Origin of the sequence: Cryobacterium sp. Hh38 (assembly GCF_004403235.1) — a bacterium.
Lineage (GTDB): Bacteria > Actinomycetota > Actinomycetes > Actinomycetales > Microbacteriaceae > Cryobacterium > Cryobacterium levicorallinum.
The window spans coordinates 81926-102547 of record NZ_SOHD01000046.1 but is presented as its reverse complement, the minus strand read 5'-3'; the positions used below and the strand labels follow the sequence as shown (position 1 = coordinate 102547).

The following is a 20622-nucleotide window of genomic DNA, read 5'->3' as shown; positions in this document are numbered from 1 at the left end:
CGTTCGGGGTTGTCTTCAGGTATTGCCGATCTGGGGTGGCCCTGTCAACATCGGAGCGTTGCCGCAATGATGCGAGCCGCATTAGGGAGCCCGAATGAAAAAGATCCTCTATATCGACCTCGACAACACACTCGTCAACGTGCAATCGGGAATCGACCGCCTGACCAACACGGAATACAGCCGCTACGAAAAAAGACTCGATGAGGTGCCGGGCGTTTTCGCCCGGATGGAACCGATCAGCGGCGCGATAGAGGCCTTTCGTACCCTGGCGAAATCCTTTGACACCTATATTTTGTCGATGGCGCCGTGGGGCAACGCGAGTGCCTGGCAGCACAAGCTGGAGTGGGTACAGGAACATTTAGGAGCGGATGCGACCGGTCCGGCCTACAAACGGCTGATCTTCTCGCACCACAAGCATTTGAATCGCGGAGACTTTCTGGTCGACGATGGCATGGCCGTCGGGGCTGACCGGTTCGAGGGGGAGCTGATCAAGTTTCTGACACCGAAGTTTGCGGACTGGCACACGGTCACGCGCTATCTGCTGGAGCGGGCCGAAACGCCGCTCCGTTCGGACCCGCGCGCCAAGCGGGAATCCCGGTCGCTGCGCTCGAGTGATCTGCAGACCGTGGTGTCCTCGGCTCGGTGATTTTTCCCGGCGGAACAGTCAGCCACTAGGTGTTTTGTGCTTGAGCAGGTGCCCCCGGCGTTGTATATTCATGCTGTCTAGATCAGTCCGATCGCCCTATCGGCCGGACTGATCTTTCTGTGTGCGGTGGGATTTCACGGTGCGATCTGTCTGCGACCAGCGCCTGAACTCACCGTCACCAACCCTGAGAGACCTCTGTGGCTGCGGAGTATACATCTTCTGAAAGTCTTGACTAGGGGTTTACCCACATGTAAATCTGGGGTAATCTCATTTTTCAGACGGGCAATGTCCTGCCAGGGTGGTTTACCCTCGCGAGTCAATGCCACCAGATGATTGGGTGACGACATGGTGGAACTGAAGTCGGATTTCGTTCCGATGGGCGAAGTGAGCGCCGATGAGCGCTCCAGAATGGCTTTTGGCAAGGCCGGCGTGCACCGTGATGATCGGTATGCCGTTGCGGTGAATGCCGAGGGTGAAATTCTTCTGACGCCGCTCGTGTCCATTCCCCGCCGGGAACTTCTGGTCTGGGATGACGAGGGAATTCGTGCCGCTCTGGTGCGTGGCCTCGAGCACAGTTCCAAGGACGAAACGAGTGAGGGCGGTGACTTCACCCGGTACGCCGAGGAAGACCACCCGCTCGAGGACGAGAATGCCTCCGCCGAGCCCCGGTCATGAGCTTTACGCTCCTGCTCACTCGGGAAGCGGCATCCGGACTCTCCATTCTAGAAGCGAAACCGCAACTGGTCGGCCGACTCAAGCGCGTGCGAACCGCGCTCGGTCGGCTGCAGCTGAACCCCGAAGATCCGGCCCTGCGCTCGCACAAATATGTGTCGCTGGCGGGCAAGAAGGGCGAGGCCGTCTGGGACTCCTACATTGAGCACCGCACGCCCACAGCCGGTCGCATCTACTGGCATTACGGACCAGGGCTCGACCGCATCACCGTCGTGATCATCACGCCGCACCCATAGCGCCCGCCCGCGCTCTGCGGTAACGAACCGGCGTAGCGGCTACCCGTTTTGAGCGCGGTCGTGCGGGTCGCGGATGCCGTGGCAGCTGCTCGGGCCGTTCGGACCCCGGTCACGCCGCGCTCTGCTCAGTGCCTGCTGCTCGGTCGGCGGCTCAGTGCCCGCAGCCTAGAACGGGTTGAGCAGTCGGTGCAGAAACTGGCGGGTGCGTTCATGTTGTGGGTTCCGCAGCAGCTGTTTCGGGTCGCCGTGCTCGACGATCGTTCCGCCGTCGACGAACGCAATCTCGTGGGCGACCTCTCGGGCGAATTCGAGTTCGTGGGTGACGATCACCATGGTCCAGCCCTCGTCGGCGAGTTCCTTGATCAGGCGCAGCACGTCGCCGACCAGCTCGGGATCGAGAGCGGATGTCGGTTCGTCGAACAACAGCACCTGCGGCCGCAGGGCGAGTGCCCGAACGATTCCGACCCGCTGTTGTTGGCCGCCGGAGAGCTCGAACGGGTAACTGTCCCGCTTGTCGGTCAGGCCGACCCGATCGAGGAGGGCGAGTGCTTCGGCGGTCACCTCGGCTGCCGGGCGTCGCTGCACGATTACCGGTCCCTCGATCACGTTCTGCAGCACGGTTTTGTGCGGGAACAGGTTGTAGTGCTGGAAGACCATCGCCGACCGGTCGCGCAGGCTAGCCAACTCTTTCGGTGAGGTTTTCGCCGCAAAATCGATGGTCAACGGTGCGGCCGAGCGCTCGCCCCGGCCGGCAGCTGAACCGCCCGGACCCCGGTCACTCGCGCTGGCGACGGCGACGTCGATCGTGCCGCCGTCGGGTAATTCCAACCCGTTCAAGCAGCGCAGGATCGTGGTCTTGCCCGAGCCTGACGGTCCGATCAGCGCGAGTACCCGGCCGCGACCCACGGTGAGGTCTACCGATTCCAGGACTCGGTTGCTGCCAAAACTTTTCTGCAGGCCGCGCACGCGCAGCAGGGGAGCGGCATCCATTTCGCCGGCGGCAAAGCCGGGCGAGAGATCAGCGGGCGACATAGCGGTCCAATCGCTTTTCGAGAAAACCCTGCCCGGTGGAAAGCACGAGGCAGATGACCCAGTAGATCAGGGCTGCTTCGAGGTAGATCAGCATGAATTCCTGGCTGAAAGCAGCGATCTGCTGCGCCTCACGAAACAGCTCGGTGACCAGGATCGTGGAGGCCAGCGAGGTGTCCTTCACCAGGCTGATGAAGGTGTTCGACAGCGGCGGCACCGAGACCCGGGCTGCCTGCGGCAGGATGATGCGGGTGAGAGCCCGACGGTGCGACATGCCGATCATGTAGGCCGCTTCCCACTGGCCCTTGGGTACCGAGAGAATCGCGGCCCGAATGACCTCGGCCGCGTAGCCACCCACATTGATCGAGAAGGCGACCACAGCGCTCGGCCACGGATCGATCGTCACGCCGATCGACGGCAGCCCGTAGAAGATCACAAACAGTTGTACCAGCAGCGGAGTGCCTCGCACGATCGAGATGTAGCCGCGTGCGATTCCGGACAGCCAGCGGCGGGTCGACAACCGCATCAATGCCAGTGCAATCGCGAGCACGAGCCCGATCGCGAACGACATCAGGGCGAGCGGAATCGTGCCGCGCACCGCGCCGTCGAACATTGGCCACAGCGAGCTGAGGAACAAATCCCACTCAGGTTGGATCATCGACGTGTCGGTTTACTGGCTGACGTCGGCGCCGAAGTACTTGTCCGAGAGCTCGGCCAGCGTGCCGTCGGCGCTCAGGGTGGCGAGCGCTTCGCTCACGGCGTCGGCCAGGGCCGTGCCGTCCTTGGCGAAGGCGAACGCGCTCTCCGAGCGCTCCTCTGTCTCGGCGGCGATCTTCAGGTTGTCGGCGCCGTTGGTCTTCTGGTAATCGAGGAAGGTCAGCTTGTCGTTGACCGTGGCATCCACTCGGCCCTGTTCGACCAGGGCGACCGATTGGGCCCAGCCCTCAACGCCCTCAACGGTGGCGCCACTCTCAGTAGCGAGGGTGTTCCAGTTGCTGGTCAACGACTGCGCGGTTGTCTTGCCGTCGAGGCTCGCGAACGAGGTGATCGAGGTGTTGTCGGACGGAACCACGATGACGCCGGTGGAGTAGGTATACGGCGTGGAGAACTTGTAGGCGTCCAGGCGTTCCGGCGTGATGGACACCTGGTTGGCGATGGTGTCCCAGCGGCCGGCGGTGAGGCCGGCGAAGATGGCGTCCCACTGGGTTTCTTCAAACTTGGCGTCAACGCCGAGCTCGGTGGCGACGGCGCGAGCGACTTCGACGTCATAACCGGTCAGTTCGCCGGATCCGTCTTCGTGGAACGAGAACGGCCGGTAGGTTCCCTCGGTGCCGATCACGAGGGTGCCGGCGTCGAGCACACTGCTGAGCGAATCGTCGGTGCCGGTCGTGCTGTCCGCTGCGTTGTCGGCGCTGGAGGCCGAGCAGCCGGTCAGGGTGAGGGCGACGATGGAAAGCAAAGCGGCTGGAATGAATCTGAGCTTCATGAAAAACGCCTAACGAACTAATGGGGGTGAGCGCGGGTCGTGCGGGTACTGTCCCAGAATGTGCGGAGGCCGCGAGTAGCGGCGTCCCCAGCGTAACAAGGCGCTGGCGGGCTCGAATATTCCGGTTACGCCCGATGGCAGCGCTGGTTGGGTACGAAAGCAGCGCTTGTCGGCCACGACGCAACGCCCAGCGGCTACGAGCGCAGTGCGAGCGTGAACGGCAGCACGGCCGAGGCGCCGTGCTGGCGCAGCACGCGGGCGGCCACGGTCACGGTCCAGCGGCTGTCGGCAAGGTCGTCGATGAGCATAATAGGGCGCCCGGCGAACGGTGCGAGCGCCTCAGCGAGATTGGGCCCCACCGCGAATCGGTCCCAGACGCTGGACAGCCGGTAGGCGCTGTTGCCGCCGGGTTCACCGGTGGGGCCGCCGTTCGCCCAGTTCAGGGCGCCGAGCCACGGCAGCCGGCCGACCTCGGACAGTGACCGGGCCGCCGAATCGATCAGAAGCGGATGCTGCCGCGACGGCATCGAGACAATAGCCGCCGGTCGATCGGCCCACCCCCACTCGGCCAGCACCCGCACACAGGCGGCCAGCATGGCCGGCGGGGCTGCAGCATCGGCTGCACCGGTGGCGAAGAGATCTCGCAGGGGGCCGCCCCAGCCTAGGTCGGTCAGCCGGGCCAGCGCGCGGCCGGGTTCGGCGCGTTCTGCGAGGGGGATCTTGCCGGTGGCCGCGACGCCGAGGCTGCTCATGCCGGTGGGCCATTGGGCGCGCACGTCGATCGCGACGCCCACCCGGTCGAGCGATTGCGCGGCCGTGGTGGCTGCTCCCTCGGCCAGGTTGACCGGATACCAGGAGCCCTGGCAGTTGTCGCAGCGGCCGCAGGGCACGGCGGTATCGTCGTCGAGGGCACGTTGCAGAAATTCCATGCGGCAGCCGGTGGTGCTCTCGAACTCGAGCATCGCCCGCTGTTCGCCGAGCCGCGCGGCGGCGATGCGTTCGTAGCGTTCGGAGTCGTAGACCCAGGGCTGCCCGGTGGACTGCCAGCCGCCCTTGACCCGGTGCACGGCGCCGTCGACGTCGAGCACCTTGAGTAGCAGTTCGAGCGGGGTGCGCCGAAGGTCGACCCTGGCCTCGAGCGCCGGCGTCGACAGGGGTGCACCGGCAGCTTCGAGCGCGCCGATCACGGCGAGGGCCTTGGCCTGATTGGGCATCGAAGCGGTCGCGAAATAGTGCCAGATCGCCTCGTCCTCGGTGCCGGGCAACAGCAGCACGTCGGCCGAGGCGGTGGCACGACCGGCGCGTCCCACCTGCTGGTAGTACGCGACGGGGGAGGAAGGCGCCCCTAGATGCAGCACGAAACCGAGGTCGGGTTTGTCGAATCCCATGCCGAGGGCACTCGTGGCGATGAGCGCCTTGACCTGGTTGGTCTTGAGTAGCCCCTCGGACTCTTCGCGCTCAGCCGTATCGGTTTGCCCGGTGTAGGCGCGCACCGCGTGGCCGGCCTCACGCAGCAGCCGGGCGGTGTCTTCGGCCGCCGCCACGGTGAGGGTGTAGATGATGCCGCTACCGGGCAGATCGCCGAGGTGGCTGAGCAGCCAGGCCAGTCGAGCACGCGAGTCGGGCAGGCGCAGCACGCCGAGGCGCAGCGAAGAACGGGCGAGCGGGCCGCGAATCGTGACGACCTCTGCGGCGCCAGTGCCGGCACCAAAACCAGCGGCGACCATACCCACCTGCTCCGCGACATCTTGCACGACCCGGCTGTTGGCGGTCGCCGTCGTGGCGAGCACCGGCACCCCTGTCGGCATCTGGGCGATCAGGTCGCGCAGGCGACGGTAGTCCGGGCGAAAGTCGTGGCCCCAGTCCGAGATGCAGTGTGCTTCATCGACCACGAGCAGGCCGACGCGGGCGATCAAAGCGGGCAGCTGCTCATCGCGGAAAGACGGATTGTTCAGCCGTTCGGGCGACACCAGCAGCACGTCAACCTCGTCGGCATCGAGCTGACGCAGCACGTCGGCCCACTCGTGCGCGTTCGACGAGTTGATCGACACCGCTCTTACCCCGGCTCGCGCCGCCGCGGCAACCTGGTCGCGCATCAGTGCGAGCAGCGGCGAGACCAGAATGGTCGGGCCGGCGCCCTGGCGTCGCAGCAGCAGGGTCGCCACAAAATACACGGCCGATTTGCCCCACCCAGTGCGCTGCACGACGAGTGCGCGGCGGCGCTGGTCGACCAGGGTTTCGATCGCCTCGTACTGGCCGTCGTGCCAGGAGGCGTCGTCCCGACCCACCAGGGTGCGCAGAATGGCCAGAGCGGATGCGCGGGTGTCGGTCATCCTTCAAGGGTGCCAGATACCACCGACAGTCCCGCCCGCCCTCGGGTTTGCGGGAGCGGAATGCTGCTCGACGCACTGAAAATCGCCGGGAAAGCCCATTCCGGTCGGGCGTCCGTGCGCGTACTGTTCTGTCATCGCTAGACCCAGGTCGGTGGGTATCTGTGTGGCTGGGGCACGCTCCCGCGCCCTCCCGATCTGGTTATGCGTCCTGGGATTAGTCACCGGCCTCCGGCTCGTGATGCTCATGGCTGGTCCATTCCTGACGGCAGCAGGTATCGACTTCCCCGGGTTTCTTTGGGTTGCCTCCATGGCACTGATCCCGCTGGGAATGCTGTGGTGGCTGGGGCTCGGCGTTGTGCTGCTGGTCAAGTCCCACCACGGCGGATAGGGGCCGGTCGATCCGGCAGCACCACAACGTTTCGCTGACCAAGCAGCCGCAGAACCCGCGCGATAGATTCTCGAACACCGGTCCAGCGTGCGTGTCGTGGGGCATCCGTCAGTTTTGAGCGACATCGCTCAGTAGGCTCGGTGGGTGAACGTGATTCAGGAGATCGAGACGCGGCTGCCGGAACAGGCGGTCGTCGGTTTTCGCCGACTCATCGGCCAGGCCCGTGTGGGCGACCCGATCCTGCTGCAGGAACGAGCCATGGCACGCATGGTCGCGCAAGCGCAGTGGATTTTGAACCGGGTCGGCACCGACGGCATCCGTTTGACTCAGGCCGGACACCTGCCGCCGGCCGTCGTCGTGGAGGCAGCCGCCGCGCTCGACTGGGGCTGGCCGATCAGCGTCAACCGTGAAGTCCACTTGAGCCCGCTGCAGGAGCTGCGCGGGCACCTGCGCGATGTCGGGTTGCTGCGCATCAGCAAGGGGACGCTGCTGCTCACCAAGAAGGGTCGCGCCCTTGCCGGGAATCCGCGCGAACTGTGGTGGCACCTCGCCCGCACCATTCATCACAGTCGGACTGCCGCCGTGAGCGATGCCACCCGACTGCTGCTGCTGTTCGTCGCGACCCGCGGCCTCACCCGACGCGAGGACTATCTGGTGACCCTCGCGCGCGCGCTCGGCTCACTCGGCTGGGTGCAGTCCGACGGTCAGGAACCGACGACGGACTCGGTTTGGCACCTCGTCGACACCAAGTGGCGCCTGCTCAACCGGCTCAGCGTGTTCGAGCAGACCGATGCCTGGCACGGCGACCGCAGCGCTGTCACCGTTGGCGGCGCGGCTTTCGCCCGAGCGGCCCTGCAATCCGAGGCGCCGGTCGCTGGGTAGATCACGCCCACGGCATCCGCTGCCCGACCTGAGTGGTTGGATGGAGGAATGGATGCAACGCCCGACTACATCACCGATTTCACTGCTTTTCTGCAAGCCTCACCGTCGTCGTACCACGCCGCAGCCGAGGTGGCCCGGCGCCTCGACGCGGCCGGTTTCACCCGGCTGAGCGAGTCAGACAACTGGATCGATGCTGCAGAGCGTTGCTACGTCGTGCGCGACGGCGCCGTGATCGCCTGGTCCCAGCCGGCCAACGCCGGGCCCACCACGCCGTTCCGCATCCTCGGCGCGCACACCGACTCCCCGGGGTTCAAGCTCAAGCCCAAACCCACGATCGGCGCACACGGTTGGCTGCAGGCTGGCGTCGAGGTCTACGGCGGGCCGCTGCAGAACTCCTGGCTCGACCGCGAGCTCGAGCTCGCCGGCCGGCTGGTCACCCGCGATGGCGTTGAGCATCTGGTGCGCACCGGACCGTTCCTGCGTATCCCGCAGCTTGCGGTGCACCTCGACCGCGAGGTCAATAACGGCCTGACCCTCGACAAGCAACGCCACCTCACGCCGGTCTTCGGCGTCGGCGATGCAGCCGAGGCCGACCTGCTGGCTCATCTGGCCAGTCTGGCCGGTCTTCGGGCAGCGGATGTTGCCGGTTACGACATTCTCACCGCAGACACCAACCCTCCGGCGACGTTCGGTCTCGGCCAGGAGCTGTTTGCCGGCGGGCGCCTCGACAACCTCACCTCGGTGTACGCCGGGCTGCGCGCCCTGATCCTGACGAGCGAGCACACCACCGGCCCGATCAGCGTGCTGGCCGCCTTCGACCACGAAGAGCTCGGCTCGCAGTCCCGCTCCGGCGCGAGCGGGCCGCTGCTCGATGATATTATCACCCGGATCGGCGCCGGTCTCGGCGCATCCGTTTCGGAGCGGCTGCAGGCCTACGCCGAGTCCTGGTGCCTCTCCGCCGACGCCGGACATGCCGTGCACCCGAACTACCCCGAGCGCCACGACCCGGCGAACGCGCCCATTCTCGGCGGCGGCCCGCTGCTTAAAATCAATGCCAACCAGCGTTACGCAACGGATGCCCATGGCGCGGCCCTGTGGGCGCGCACCTGCGCCCAGGCCAACGTTGAGTACCAGGAATTCGTCTCCAACAACACGGTTCCCTGCGGGTCGACCATCGGACCACTGACCGCGACCCGCCTCGGCATCCGCGTCGTCGACGTTGGTGTGCCGTTGTTGTCGATGCACTCAGCGCGGGAACTCTGCCACGTCAACGATCCCCAAGCGCTCAGCGCGGCTACGGCTGCGTTCTTCGTGCCCGAGGCGTAACCGGACCTGGTCCGGACGGCACCCATTCGAGGGCTGGGTCAGGAGCGGGTGCTGATAGGGCGAGGGCTGGGGTGTCGGTGTATCCGCTGTCGCCCGCCCGACGACGTCAAGCTGCACGCCGATGAAGTCACTACCGCAGTACTCGATCACGGTGTGTGGAATGCCTTCCGGCGCCAGGGCCTGATCTTACCGAGTAACAGTCGATCGAGGCCCGCGCGGGGGCTACGTCTCGGGAGCGAGCTGGTCGGTGCGTGTGATCCGCGCCAAACGTGCGCGGGCAGCATCCTCTGAGGTCGACGAAGGGCCGAGCAGGGTGCGCACGACGCCCAGAACGAGGCGGGTGGCCCAGAGGGAGGGCAGTCGGGAGCGTTTCAGACCGAGCATGTCGCGATACTCGCGAGGGATCGAGGCGACGGCCCCGGCGAACATGATGCGGTAAAAGGGCAGCATGCCACGGCTGAGCGGCGGGTAGCGGATGAATCGCACCGCCTCGGCGACGCGGGCGTCGCTTTTCAGGGTTCCGGCGCTGCGAAAGGCCTCCAGCTGGGCGGCGAGTTCACTGGCCGAATGTGGAGCATTTTGCACGCCGATCAGCTCGCCGGCCGTGGCCCATTCGTTGACGTAGCCGTCGGAACCGCCGGGAATGGCGTCGCCCCAAAGCAGGTGGGTCTGCAGGAAGGCGTCGGTGAAGACCACGTGCACCCACGAGAGAAGCTCGGGGTCACCCGCGGTGTACGGCCGTTCTTTGCCCTGCGCATCAAGGTAGGTCCCGGCGACGCGTTCGTGAAAGTGAGCCACCCGGTCCGATTCGCGCTGAGCCACCACCGTGTCCGCGAAGGTCACGGTGACGAGCCATTGAATCGTTCCCGACAGGCGGCCGAGCGGGTCTTCGTGATAGCGGGACCAGTCGTGCACCCCGGCCATCGCGCCCGGGTGCAGCGTCTGCATGAGCAGGGCCCGAATGCCGGCGACCATGGTCGCCATTCCGCCGTGTACCGCCCAGGCCGCGCTGCCCGGGCCGAAGTACCCGGCGTCGTCGCCCGTCGCTATCTGGCCGACCCATTTCGGCCGGCCTTCGCTGTTGCCCGACAGCGTGACCAGTAGGTGCGAGCGCCAGCTGTCAAAAAATTTGCCCATCCTCGGATGGTAGCCCTGCCCTGCTGGACGCTCGCCGCGAGTGCAGCAGCGCTGGCGTTGCGTATCGCGAGTTCTGCGGATTTTACGTTGAGTTTGTCGTGCTGTCGCGGTATAGGTTGCAGGCTCTGTCGAATCCGTCCTTGGTGGTGGTGGTGGTGACGATTGGCCATTAGTCACCGGAGCGAGGTTAACCGTCGCAATGAAAGTAGGTTCAAGCTCCGTGAGAAAGCCGATGCGGAGGGGGCGGAGCTGGGTGATGTGGGTGATGGTCATGATGAGTCTCCTCGGTTAGGCGTTGCTGTCGGCATAGCGGGTAACAGTGCACGTTTCGTCGGGCTGGGTGTCGATGCGGCCCTCGTCGGCCAGCCCGAAGGCTGGCCGACCCTGGCTCCTGCAGTTCGGCGGCGTCGGTCGCGTCGGTGATGATCCGCGCCCCGAATTCTTTGATGAGGCGGTGGCATCCGGCACTGCTGGTGGGTGAGGTGGCCGGGCCGGGGACGGCGCCGAACGGGTTCCTAGCGCGGCAGTGTGACCGGTGGTGTTCAGCGAACCAGAACGCCACTCCGTCTTCACCACGAGCGTCGTCGTACTGCCGGCGGCGATCAACCGTCTTCGCATCCGGAATCTTCGGACTGGAAAGTCCAGACCCGCTCGAGCAAGTCGGTGACGATCTGCTCTAATCAGCTGCGCTGAGCCGGATCGAGCCTGACCATCAGAGCAGAACTCTCGGGTCACCACGCCGTCACAACCCACGCAGACCGGTCGATTGAGGACTAGGTGGGGATTAGACTAATCGCATCGATCCAGGGCGTGGTCGCGCAAGGAGGTCGCGGGTGCCGATTACGCGGACCGTGCTGGAAGTCGCCGAGCAGTATCCGGACCAGCTGGCGATAGTTGCAGCTGATATTCGGCTGACGTATGCGCAACTCGTTGAGGATTCCCGGTACATGTTCGCGGCCGTGGAGGAGCTTCACTTGAGGCAGCACACGCCGCCGGTACCCGCCGCTGAAACCGGCGGCATCCCGATCACGGCCGTGAGCATCGCATCAGCGTTCCATACGGCACGCATCATCGCGGGGCTCGCGGGGTTCCGCGCTGTGTCGGCGACTATCGACCCACGGTGGCCGCTGGAGCACAGGGTCGGCGTCATTCTTGCCACGGGAATCGGTGTGGTGATCAGTGATGCTACCGACCTTGCGGATGCCCTCGCCGCGCGCGGCTGGACCGGTACGATCCAGCCGCTGGCCGACTTCATGCAGCGCGAGGCATCTGCCACGGCGGCGGCAGCACCGACGGTGCGGCACGGCAACGAGCCTTTCCTCCTCTTGTTCTCATCGGGCACGACGAGCAACCCCAAGGCATTCCTGAAGACGCGGCACCAGTACCGCGAGAACTTCGCGATCTCCAGTGCGCACCTGGAACCACGGCCCGGCGTCGCAACGCTCGCGCCCGGCCCAGTGTCGTACAGCCTCACCCTCTACGCGCTGATCGAGTGCCTCGCCTCCGGAGGCAGCGCGCACATGGCGGACGTGTTCAATCCGCTGGAAATGGCCGCGCGCATCCTCGACGAGAAGATCACCCGCGTCGTTACGGTCCCTGCCGTCGTGCAGGCACTGGTGAATGCCGCCCGTCGTGACCCCGCCCGCTTCACCACGCTCGAACTGATCGTCACTGGCGGCGCGAATCTACCCGCCGTTCTTCGTGCGGGTTTGGCCGACGTGCTGCCCGATGTGCGGCTGATCAGTTATTACGGTGCAGCTGAGATCGGGTTCATCGGTGACAGCCGTGACGGTGACGGCACAACTATCAACATCTACGATGGTGTCAAGGCGAGTATTCGCGACAAGGATGGCGCCGAGCTGCCCGACGGCGAGCCCGGCACGCTGTGGATCCGGGCCGCCGCTTGCTCCGACGGTTACATCGCCCGTACGACAAATGCCGTGCTGAAGGGCTCCGACGGCTGGTCAACCGTACATGACCACGGCCGGCTGGTCGACGGTGCGTTGGTTCTGGTGGGCCGCGCCGGAGACATCGCCGTCACCGGCGGACACAAGGTGGCGTTACCGGAGGTGGAACGCGCATTCGAGGTGATACCGCGCCTGGGCGCGATTTGCGCCGTGGCGCTTCCTCACGAACGGCTGGGCACTGTCATCGCCCTCGTCATCGAGGGTGAAACGCCAAACAAGGGTCAGCTGCTCACGCACGCGCGGCACAACCTGGCCCCGCAATTCGTCCCACGCCGTTGGTACTGGGTCGAGCGGCTGCCGCGCACAATCGGCGGAAAGATTCGCCGCGCCGCCACCGCGCAGCTCGTCGCGCGGGGAGAGGCCGTGCGGCTGTGAGCGATCGGCGCCGCGTGGTCATTACCGGGCTCGGGGCGATCACCCCGAGCGGCTTGGATGTGCCGACGATGTGGGATGCCGTCCGCCACGGCCGCAGCGCCATTACGACACTTGACGATCCCGAATTCGCCGACCTGGCCGTGCGCATCGGCGGACAGGTGCACGGGTTCGAGGTATCCAGCGTCCTCGCACCGAGCCTTGCCCGTCGGCTGAGCCGCAGCCAACACTGGGCCGTCGCGGCCGCTGACCAGGCACTGGCGCAGGCAGGCTGGACGCCCGGAACCGGCGAGATGCCGTGGGACCCGCACCGATTCGCGGTGATCGCCGCCACGGGCTCCGGACCGGTCAACGCCATGCAGCACGCCACCCGCGCCCTCGACGAGCGCGGCCCCCGAGCAGTGCCACTGACCCTCGCGATCTACGGTGCACCCGACGCAGCGGCGGCCCTACTCAGCCAGCGCTACCAGGCATTCGGGCCGGCACAGAGCGTATCGGCGACGTGCGCGAGCGGCGCGATCGGTCTCGGGGAGGCGCTGCGTCGCATCCGCCACGGCTACGCCGACGCAGTCCTCGTCGTCGGTGTCGAGGACTGCCTGAACCCGGTAAATCTCGCATCGAACGCGAACATACGCGCCCTGGCAGCTGGGTACGAGCATGATCCCGCCGCCGCATCCCGCCCCTTCGATCGGGCACGCTCCGGCTTCGTAATGTCGGCCGGGGCCGCCGCCATCCTTCTCGAGTCCGAGGAGGGCGCGCGCACCCGCCGGGCCACAGTGTTAGCCCAGCTGGCCGGTTTCGGGGCGGCCAGCGATGCGTACCACCCGACCGCACCGCATCCACAAGGTCGAGGAGCGGCGCAAGCTGTGCGAGTCTGCCTTGCCGACGCCGGCGTCACGCCAGATGCCGTCGACCACATCAACGCACACGGCACCGGAACACCGACCGGTGATGCCGCCGAACTGAACGCGATGGATGCCGCGCTCGGTGATCGAGCTCGCAGCATCCCGATCAGCGCAACCAAGTCCAGCACAGGCCACCTCCTCGGCGCGTCCGGGGTGGTGGAGGCAATCATCGCCGTGCAGTCGTTGCGTGACGAGGTATTACCGCCCACTCGCAACCTCGACGACCTCGAGTTCGCGGGCTGGGATATCGTGGCCGGCAAGGCCCGCCGACAGCGTGTTGACACGGTGCTGTCGAACTCGTTCGGGTTCGGCGGCCACAACGGCGCGGTACTGATCAGACGCGCCAATGCATGACGAAGGAGCAGACATGTCAGATCGGGAAACCCGACACGCAGAGCTGGCCTCGACGTACCTGCCCGACGACCTGTTGGGCCGTTTCCGCGCGCGGGCCGAGATCTACGATCGGGAAAACCGCTTCTTCGATGAGGACCTCGGCGAGCTCACAGCGCAAGGCTATCTCACCCTGTTTGTGCCGGAGGAGTTCGGCGGCGCAGGTCTGAGCCTCAACGAAGTATCTCGGCTGCAGCAGCGTTTGGCCACGGCAGCGCCCGCGACGGCCCTCGCCGTAAACATGCACCTGATGTGCGTCGGGGTTGTACGTGCGATGTTCGAGCGCGGCGACCGGTCGCTGACGTACGTGTTCGACGAGGCGATGGCCGGTGAGATCTTCGCGTTCGGGGTGAGCGAGCCAGCCAACGACTGGGTGCTGCAGGGGTCGAACACCGTTGCTCAGCCGCAGGAGGACGGCGGTTATCTGCTGACCGGGGTGAAGGTTTTCACCTCACTGTCGCCGGTATGGACGCGCCTGATCACCCACGGGCTGGACAGCACCGATGCCGACAACCCGAGGCTCGTGTACGGGTTCATCGAGCGGAGCGCGGAGGGCATCAGCGTGTCGGACCAGTGGAACGTGCTCGGTATGCGCGCGTCGCAGAGCCGTGCGACGATCCTGAAGAACGTGCGGATGCGGCCGGAGAAGGTCGCTCGCAGAATTCCGACGGGGCGATACCCCGATCTGTTGACGTTCGCGATCACGAGCAACTTTCAACTGCTGATCGGGGCTGTGTACACGGGTGTCGCGCGCCGTGCGCTGGATCTGGGCGCCGCGGGGCTGAAAAGCCGGAAGTCGGCCAAGAACGGCACTACCTACGCCCAGGTTCCGGAGTTCCGGGCACGCCTGGCCGACGCCCTCATGGCGTACATGGCCGTGCCCGCGCAGTTGGATGCCTACACTCGCGACTTCGACGACCTCATCGACCACGGCGCAGGCTGGCCGCTGCGTCTGGTCAGCGCGCGCATCAACGCATCCAACGTGGCCCGGCACGCGACCGAGACCGCGCTGATGTGCGCAAGTGGGAGCGGATACAACAACAGCGACGAGCTTAACCGCCTGTTCCGGGATGCTACGGCCGGGCTGTTCCATCCGCCGAGTGCCGACGCCGCCCGACCGATGTACGCGGCCGCATTACTCGACGAGCCCACCGTTGCGTGACGGGCTTCGTCCGCCAAAGCTGATCCCTGTTCGCTGGTCATTCCATTGTCCTGCCAACTCGATTGAGGCTGGGTGCAATCTCCCCGGCAGATCAAACCGGACGAGATCGTGGCATTCTCGGCACGAACAGGGCCGGGAAAATCACGATCATCACGATGGCCGCGACTCTTCTGCAGCCAACCCACGGGAGAACGTGAACTTCATTGCCGACCTCCGGGACACCAACAGCAAACGTAGAAGTCGGCTCAACTCGGACTGGAACTGGAAGGGGTGAATTTTAGACGATTTGTCATGAAACAGATTCTTCTTATCTCTGTCTCATTCACCATACGAGCGCAAGTCTCTGGAGACCGTCACCTGCGTGCTCCACGGCGTCATCATCGACTATTGCGGAACGAACTCTTTAGGAAAAGTAGAGGTAGCATGACTGACAATTTCTACTCCAACCCGGCCGCCAGGCGGTGGCGAACGGATGCTGTGGACGACTCGATCCTGCAATTCCACCGCAGCCTGCCCGACTACCGGCCGAGCTCGCTCACGGAGGTTTCCGCCCTGGCCGACGAGTTGAGGGTCGGCCGTGCGTTCGTGAAAGACGAATCGTTCCGATTCGGCCTGCCGGCGTTCAAGATGATGGGCGCGTCGTACGCGGTGTCGCGCGTGCTGTCGGCTCGGGTAGGGTCGCCGGATGCGGCGCTTCCGCTGGAGGAGTTGCGCGACCGGCTGACCGCGCAGGCACCGTTCACCCTGGTCGCCGCGACCGACGGCAACCACGGGCGCGCGGTCGCCCATATGGCGCGGCTGCTCGGCCTGCCCGCGCGCATCTTCGTCTCGAACTACCTGTCGAAGCTCCCCTGGGCGGCGATCGAATCGGAGGGTGCGGGGGTATTTGGGGTGGACGCACCGTACGACGGCGTGGTGGCTGCCGCCCGCGCCTATGTCGAGTCGGCGGGGGAGAGTGCACTCCACATCCAAGACACCGCCTGGCCCGGCTATGAGCAGGTACCGCAGCTTATCGTCGACGGCTACTCGACCATCTTCAGTGAGGCTGACGCGCAGCTGGGGGAATTGGGGCTTCTCGCCGACCTGGTGACGGTTCCCGTCGGTGTCGGGTCCCTGGCTGAGGCGGCCATCCGCCACTATCGCTCGCGACCGGATGGAGTCGCCGCGGCTCCGACAGTGCTGAGCGTCGAACCCGAGAATGCACCATCCGTCATTGTCTCGCTGCAAGCCGGTAAGCTCACGTCAGTGCCGACCTCATACACGATCATGGCCGGCCTCAACTGCGGCACGCCGTCGAGCAACTCCTGGCCATATTTGATCGACGGCCTGGATGCTGCAGTCACCGTCTCGGAGGACGACACGCGGCGCGCTGTGCATGACCTCGAGCAGCTCGGGGTGGACGCCGGCCCGTGCGGCGCGTCGTCCCTGGCGGCGATGCGCGCAATCGCAGGCGATCCGGGCAGACGCACCGCAGCGTCGCTGACTTCCGATGCCGTGGTCGTGCTGCTGAGTACAGAAAGCCGCTCGGCAAATCCGATCTGAGCCGAGGGATCCGCGTCAGGCCAGCCGGATGCCCGTCACAGGTGGCTCAGCACGTCCAGTCGAAGCTGCGCGACGACGGCGACTACGATGCAGCTGGCGACGGTGATGGTCGGCACCCAGCCGTGGACCGAGCCGAGTGTCCGAGCCATCCGCTCGTCGAAACGGCCGTGGCTGGTATTGTGCAGGGTCACGGCCCAGAACAGCGGGACTTTCCGATCGTCTTTGAAATCTTGGGTGAAACGCCTACGTGCTGCGGTCATGCTGATCTCTACTTTCAGTAGACCCACATTTTAAGAGGGCCCACTAACCGAGATATCCGCAGCAGTTCACTTTGGGATTTAGTGCTCTAATGCTATTCAGACCCGGAACGAGGTCATCATCGAGCAGACGGTTTAGGTAACGCGTATGACGGTTGTCTCGGTCCGGGCATCATCTGTTATCTGGGGTTAGATCAGATCGGCGTGGTGGGCCGCAGCCACGTTGGGGTGGGCGCGTAAGCGGTAGCGCAGGGCGTTGTCACCGTAGGTCGTCTCGAGAATGGGGCTGTTGGTCGGGTCGGCAGAGAGCCCGCGGGCCTCGCGAGTAAGACTCTCGTCGAGCTGCAGTCGCGGCATTACGGTGTCGAGTGCAGGGTTGAAGAAGAACGGCACGGAGATGCGGTCGGACCCGTCTTCAGGGGAGAAAACGCGGTGCAGGGTCGCCTTGAGGTAGCCATCCGTTGCCAGTTCGAGCATTTCGCCGATGTTCACGACGAAGGCGCCGTCGAGCGGGGGAGCGTCGATCCACTCGCCATCGTGCTCGACTTGCAGGCCGTCTTTGTCTGGTTCGACGAGCAGCAGTGTGAGAACTCCACCGTCGCGGTGCTCGCCCACACCCTGGGCACGTACCGGCTGGCCGGGATAGCGCACGATCTTGGTCAAGAGGAACGGGTTCTCGGCGAAAGCGGCGTCGAAGACGCTCTCGGGGCTGCCGAGGGCGAGTGCCCAGGCGCGCAGCAGGCGAAGCGCGATGCGGCTCAGCTCCTCATTCCAGCGCAGGGCGACGGTCTTCAGCTCGGGCAAGGACTCCGGCCAGAGGTTCGGGCCCTCGAGGCGCCAATAGTCTGGAGTTCCGACGGCGAGGGGCACGGGCTCGCGGTCTACTCCGATATCGATTTGCTCACGCCAGTCAACGGCGTTGGCGGTGAGCTCCCCGCCAACGCGGGTATAACCGCGAAACTGGGGACTGTGGATGTTTTCCAGCTTGAGTTTCTGGTCGGCCGGCAGATCAAAGAATTTGCGGGAGACGGCGAGGAGCTCTTTCGTCAGCTGCGGGTCGACGCCGTGGCCGGTCAGGTAGAAGAACCCGACCTCGTGGGTGACGCGCAGGAGTTCGGCGCGGAATACCGCAGCTTCGGCTTCGCCAGCGTCGAGTTGAGAGAAATCGAGGATCGGCAGTGAGAACACCATGGTCCAAGTCTGGCACCGAGCAGGCCACGCCGCGAATCGTGACGCCTCCGAGCCTGGGGCAGGGTTATAAGTGTCGGCTGACATTCGCTTGGATGTGCGGGGTTTAGCACCACTCAGCGGGACGTGACCGGGCTTTCAGCGCCGCGAGGACTGTGGTGATGGAATATATCGAATCTTGGTACTACCGGCGGCGCCCTCATTCACACAACGGAGGGCTCCAACCCGCGGTCGCGTTGGCCGCTCACCGCGATGCCCGCCAAACGGCAGCGGCGTAGAAGAAAAATCAATCAGATTGTCTCAATAACTTGACGGGCGCACATCGGCGATGCGGAATTGGCGCGGTGCTGGTGCGCGGGGCGGTGGAGCAGGCGCGGACGCTGGGGCTATTCGTGATTGAGAATCGTTTATTGTTTCGACATCAAAAAGTTGGCACCAACCGACTTCGGCGGAGTATTACGAGCGATTATCACTCTCCTGCAGATGGAAGCAAGGTTCACGACCTTCAGCAGCGTAAATGCTGTCTAGAATATTTATGAGCTTCTCTCGCTTTTGTGTTCGGTTTGGGGTAGAATCATGGGGAGGAGGCAATGGCGCCCATGTTCATGGAAAACCCGAGCGAGGTCAGTGTGAACCCCACTATTGTGGCGGTGGAGCAGGCGCGGGAGGCGTTGTTGGCGGCGTTGTTGGCGGCGTTGGGTGGGGTGTCGTTCGGGCTGCTCGGTGATGACGAGTCCTTGAGCATGTTGCTTGCGCTGGAGAGTGTGGGTCGGGTTGTTGATGGGGCCCGGGTGCTGTCGACGACGGATATGCTGCGTCGTTCCGAGTACTTTGATGAGTCCGTGGCGAAGACGGCAGCGGCGATGACCGCCGATCAGACCGAGGTGGAAGCGGCGGGCGCGGTGTCTCTGGCGCGTCGGCTGGGCTGCCGTAGCGGTCTCGTGTTGGTTTCGACCCTGGCTCGGTTGTCGCGCAGTGAGGTGCGGCAGCGTGCCAGCCTGGGTAAGACTGCGGGTGAGCGGATGCTGCTGGGTCGGCCCCTGACGCCGACCTATCCCGTTGTCGGGGAAGCTGTGCAGGGCGGGTTGCTTGGCGTGGAGCAGGCCCGCGTGATCGTGAAGGTCCTCGACGGCCTACGCCCCTCGGTTCTGGTTGATGACCTCGACCGGGTCGAACGCTCTCTCGTGGCGAGTGGGTCCGGTGCGATCACCCCGGAGACCGAGGGGCTTCCGGGTGCGGGGATTGCGTTCGCGCCGGAGTTGCTGCGGCAGCAGGGCATTGCGTGGCAGGCGCGCCTTGCGCCCGATGGGTCCGCGCCTGGTGAGGCTGCGGTGGAACGGCACAGCTGGCTCTCCTTTGGTGGGCTGGCGAACGGGGGCTACAGCCTGAACGGCTGGCTGAGCACCCTCGACCGCGCCATCATCAGCACCGTCTTCGACGCCTACCTGTCTTCGGCCGCCACCAGCCCCGTCCCCGGCGCTACCCCGCGGGCCACGGTCGCGTTCCACGCGAGCGCACCGTCCGCCCAGGACAGCACGGACGGCACCAACGTCAATGGCAGCGGCAGCAGCGGCAGCGGCAGCGACGGCCTCGCAGCTGCCGCCGACGCTGACGGTGGCGACCAGGCCGAGAACCACACACCGACAGAGCACGGCGAAGCCGACGAACAGACGGGAGCAAGCGACGGCCAGGTGCTCAGTCCTTGCCCGCAGGAACCCGGCGACGTCCGCTCGATTGGTGAGAAGCAGGCCGGCATCCTCCGCGCGGTGTTCGAGGCGGCCGCTCGACAGCCGGGAACCCCGACGATGGGCGGCGCGGCACCGACGGTGCTGGTGCACATCCACGTCGACGACCTCCTCGCCGGGCGCGGCGCCGGCTGGATCAATGGCATCGACGGTCCCCTCAGTGTCAAACAAGTCGACGAGCTCGTCTGCGCCGGCGGGTATCAGCCCGTGTTGTTCGGCCACCAGGGTCAGGTTGTGCACCTCGGCACCACCAACCGATTCTTCACCAACAGCCAACGCCGAGCATTAGCGGCCCGTGATGGTGGCTGTGTCATCCCCGGCTGCACCGTGCCACCCCACCTCACGCAGGCTCACCACGTTATTCCCTGGAATAAGGGCGGTCTGACAAATATCGACAACGCCGTTCTCATCTGCAACGCCGCGCATGCCAGCATCGAAACATCCGGATGGGACATCGATATGCGACACGGACGCCCCTGGGGGCGCGGACCCCTCATCTTCGACCCCACCCAAACCTGGCGCCCCGCCGGCCAAAACCGCGCCGCCACCCCAGCCGAGAAACCCCACTGGGAAAAGTGAGCGCCACCGCGCTGGGCGCGACGCCGCTACCGGGTCGGATGGGTCTGTGACAGTCTCGCTCGCTTCGACAGGCCCCATGGCCGGTTTTCACAAACAGTCTGCGCTGGTCGATGGCGGTCTCGACAAGCGCGACCAATGGAAATGGGCGCGCTGTCAAAACTGGATCGTTTGCTGCGCACCGCGGTCTCGACCAGCTCGACCAGAGGAACGCGGACATCGGCGAAGGCTGAGGGCAGGACTTCAGAAACGAGTGGCACCCGAAGTAGGCTCGTCAGGTTGCACAATCGATGCACCAGACGCGCGCGTACAGCGCGGGTCAC

Annotated in this window: 19 protein-coding genes; 12 read left to right on the top strand and 7 right to left on the bottom strand. The window is 65.3% G+C overall.

Annotated features, from left to right (window positions below):
- Window positions 1-94 precede the first annotated feature (94 nt).
- The 3 genes from E3T41_RS16810 (at window position 95) to E3T41_RS16800 (ending at window position 1614) form a co-directional block, all read left to right on the top strand.
- The gene (locus tag E3T41_RS16810; protein ID WP_134479442.1) at window positions 95-646 is read left to right on the top strand and encodes a hypothetical protein; all 552 of its coding nucleotides are present in this window, start codon (window positions 95-97) and stop codon (window positions 644-646) included.
- 345 nt (window positions 647-991) lie between these two features.
- Window positions 992-1321: a hypothetical protein gene (locus E3T41_RS16805; RefSeq protein WP_092451242.1), complete on the top strand. Its 330-nt coding sequence runs from the start codon at window positions 992-994 to the stop codon at window positions 1319-1321.
- Complete coding sequence (locus E3T41_RS16800; RefSeq protein ID WP_092451240.1) at window positions 1318-1614, top strand: hypothetical protein; 297 nt, start codon at window positions 1318-1320, stop codon at window positions 1612-1614. Before E3T41_RS16805 ends, E3T41_RS16800 begins: the two co-directional genes overlap by 4 nt.
- 165 nt (window positions 1615-1779) lie before the next feature.
- Here E3T41_RS16800 and E3T41_RS16795 read toward each other — a convergent pair whose 3' ends face one another.
- The 4 genes from E3T41_RS16795 to E3T41_RS16780 all read right to left on the bottom strand — a co-directional run bounded on the left by E3T41_RS16795 (window position 1780) and on the right by E3T41_RS16780 (window position 6462).
- Complete coding sequence (locus E3T41_RS16795) at window positions 1780-2646, bottom strand: amino acid ABC transporter ATP-binding protein (protein ID WP_134479441.1); 867 nt, start codon at window positions 2644-2646, stop codon at window positions 1780-1782.
- The gene (locus E3T41_RS16790; protein WP_092451236.1) at window positions 2633-3301 is read right to left on the bottom strand and encodes an amino acid ABC transporter permease; all 669 of its coding nucleotides are present in this window, start codon (window positions 3299-3301) and stop codon (window positions 2633-2635) included. Before E3T41_RS16790 ends, E3T41_RS16795 begins: the two co-directional genes overlap by 14 nt.
- Window positions 3302-3313: 12 nt before the next feature.
- On the bottom strand, window positions 3314-4129 hold the full coding sequence (locus tag E3T41_RS16785) for an amino acid ABC transporter substrate-binding protein (RefSeq protein ID WP_092451234.1): 816 nt from the start codon (window positions 4127-4129) through the stop codon (window positions 3314-3316).
- A 194-nt stretch (window positions 4130-4323) separates the two neighbouring features.
- A complete protein-coding gene (locus tag E3T41_RS16780) occupies window positions 4324-6462 on the bottom strand; it encodes an ATP-dependent DNA helicase RecQ (RefSeq protein WP_134479440.1) in 2139 nt (712 codons plus the stop codon).
- 244 nt (window positions 6463-6706) lie between these two features.
- On the opposite strand from E3T41_RS16780, the gene E3T41_RS18075 reads away from it, so the two are divergent.
- From E3T41_RS18075 to E3T41_RS16770, 3 genes are all read left to right on the top strand, one after another.
- The gene (locus E3T41_RS18075) at window positions 6707-6850 is read left to right on the top strand and encodes a hypothetical protein (protein ID WP_158251650.1); all 144 of its coding nucleotides are present in this window, start codon (window positions 6707-6709) and stop codon (window positions 6848-6850) included.
- 144 nt (window positions 6851-6994) lie between these two features.
- Entirely contained in the window at window positions 6995-7732 is a 738-nt protein-coding gene (locus tag E3T41_RS16775; RefSeq protein WP_092451228.1) for a hypothetical protein, read from the top strand.
- Window positions 7733-7780: 48 nt separating this feature from the next.
- Window positions 7781-9058 (top strand): M18 family aminopeptidase, encoded by a 1278-nt coding sequence (locus E3T41_RS16770; protein ID WP_134479439.1) that lies wholly within the window; start codon window positions 7781-7783, stop codon window positions 9056-9058.
- A gap of 222 nt (window positions 9059-9280) precedes the next feature.
- Here E3T41_RS16770 and E3T41_RS16765 read toward each other — a convergent pair whose 3' ends face one another.
- Window positions 9281-10195 carry an oxygenase MpaB family protein gene (locus E3T41_RS16765; protein ID WP_092451224.1) on the bottom strand — a complete coding sequence of 305 codons (915 nt, stop codon included), beginning with the start codon at window positions 10193-10195 and terminating at the stop codon, window positions 9281-9283.
- A 319-nt stretch (window positions 10196-10514) separates the two neighbouring features.
- Here E3T41_RS16765 and E3T41_RS18070 point away from each other — a divergent pair, with 319 nt between their 5' ends.
- From E3T41_RS18070 to E3T41_RS16745, 5 genes are all read left to right on the top strand, one after another.
- Window positions 10515-10676: a hypothetical protein gene (locus E3T41_RS18070; RefSeq protein WP_166791603.1), complete on the top strand. Its 162-nt coding sequence runs from the start codon at window positions 10515-10517 to the stop codon at window positions 10674-10676.
- Window positions 10677-11028: 352 nt separating this feature from the next.
- Window positions 11029-12537 (top strand): class I adenylate-forming enzyme family protein, encoded by a 1509-nt coding sequence (locus E3T41_RS16760; RefSeq protein WP_092451222.1) that lies wholly within the window; start codon window positions 11029-11031, stop codon window positions 12535-12537.
- Window positions 12534-13793, top strand: coding sequence for a beta-ketoacyl synthase (locus E3T41_RS16755; protein ID WP_092451220.1), 1260 nt, complete (start codon window positions 12534-12536; stop codon window positions 13791-13793). The genes E3T41_RS16760 and E3T41_RS16755 overlap by 4 nt, the downstream gene beginning before the upstream one ends.
- A 13-nt stretch (window positions 13794-13806) precedes the next feature.
- A complete protein-coding gene (locus E3T41_RS16750; RefSeq protein ID WP_134479438.1) occupies window positions 13807-14991 on the top strand; it encodes an acyl-CoA dehydrogenase family protein in 1185 nt (394 codons plus the stop codon).
- Between the two features lie 423 nt (window positions 14992-15414).
- Window positions 15415-16533, top strand: a complete 1119-nt coding sequence (locus E3T41_RS16745) for a pyridoxal-phosphate dependent enzyme (protein WP_134479437.1) — start codon at window positions 15415-15417, stop codon at window positions 16531-16533.
- A 35-nt stretch (window positions 16534-16568) separates the two neighbouring features.
- On the opposite strand, the gene E3T41_RS16740 is transcribed toward E3T41_RS16745, so the two are convergent.
- Entirely contained in the window at window positions 16569-16793 is a 225-nt protein-coding gene (locus E3T41_RS16740; protein WP_134479436.1) for a hypothetical protein, read from the bottom strand.
- Between the two features lie 186 nt (window positions 16794-16979).
- A complete protein-coding gene (locus E3T41_RS16735) occupies window positions 16980-17981 on the bottom strand; it encodes an isopenicillin N synthase family oxygenase (RefSeq protein ID WP_174775309.1) in 1002 nt (333 codons plus the stop codon).
- A 587-nt stretch (window positions 17982-18568) separates the two neighbouring features.
- On the opposite strand from E3T41_RS16735, the gene E3T41_RS16730 reads away from it, so the two are divergent.
- Complete coding sequence (locus E3T41_RS16730; RefSeq protein WP_134479434.1) at window positions 18569-20302, top strand: HNH endonuclease signature motif containing protein; 1734 nt, start codon at window positions 18569-18571, stop codon at window positions 20300-20302.
- The last annotated feature ends 320 nt before the right edge of the window (window positions 20303-20622 follow it).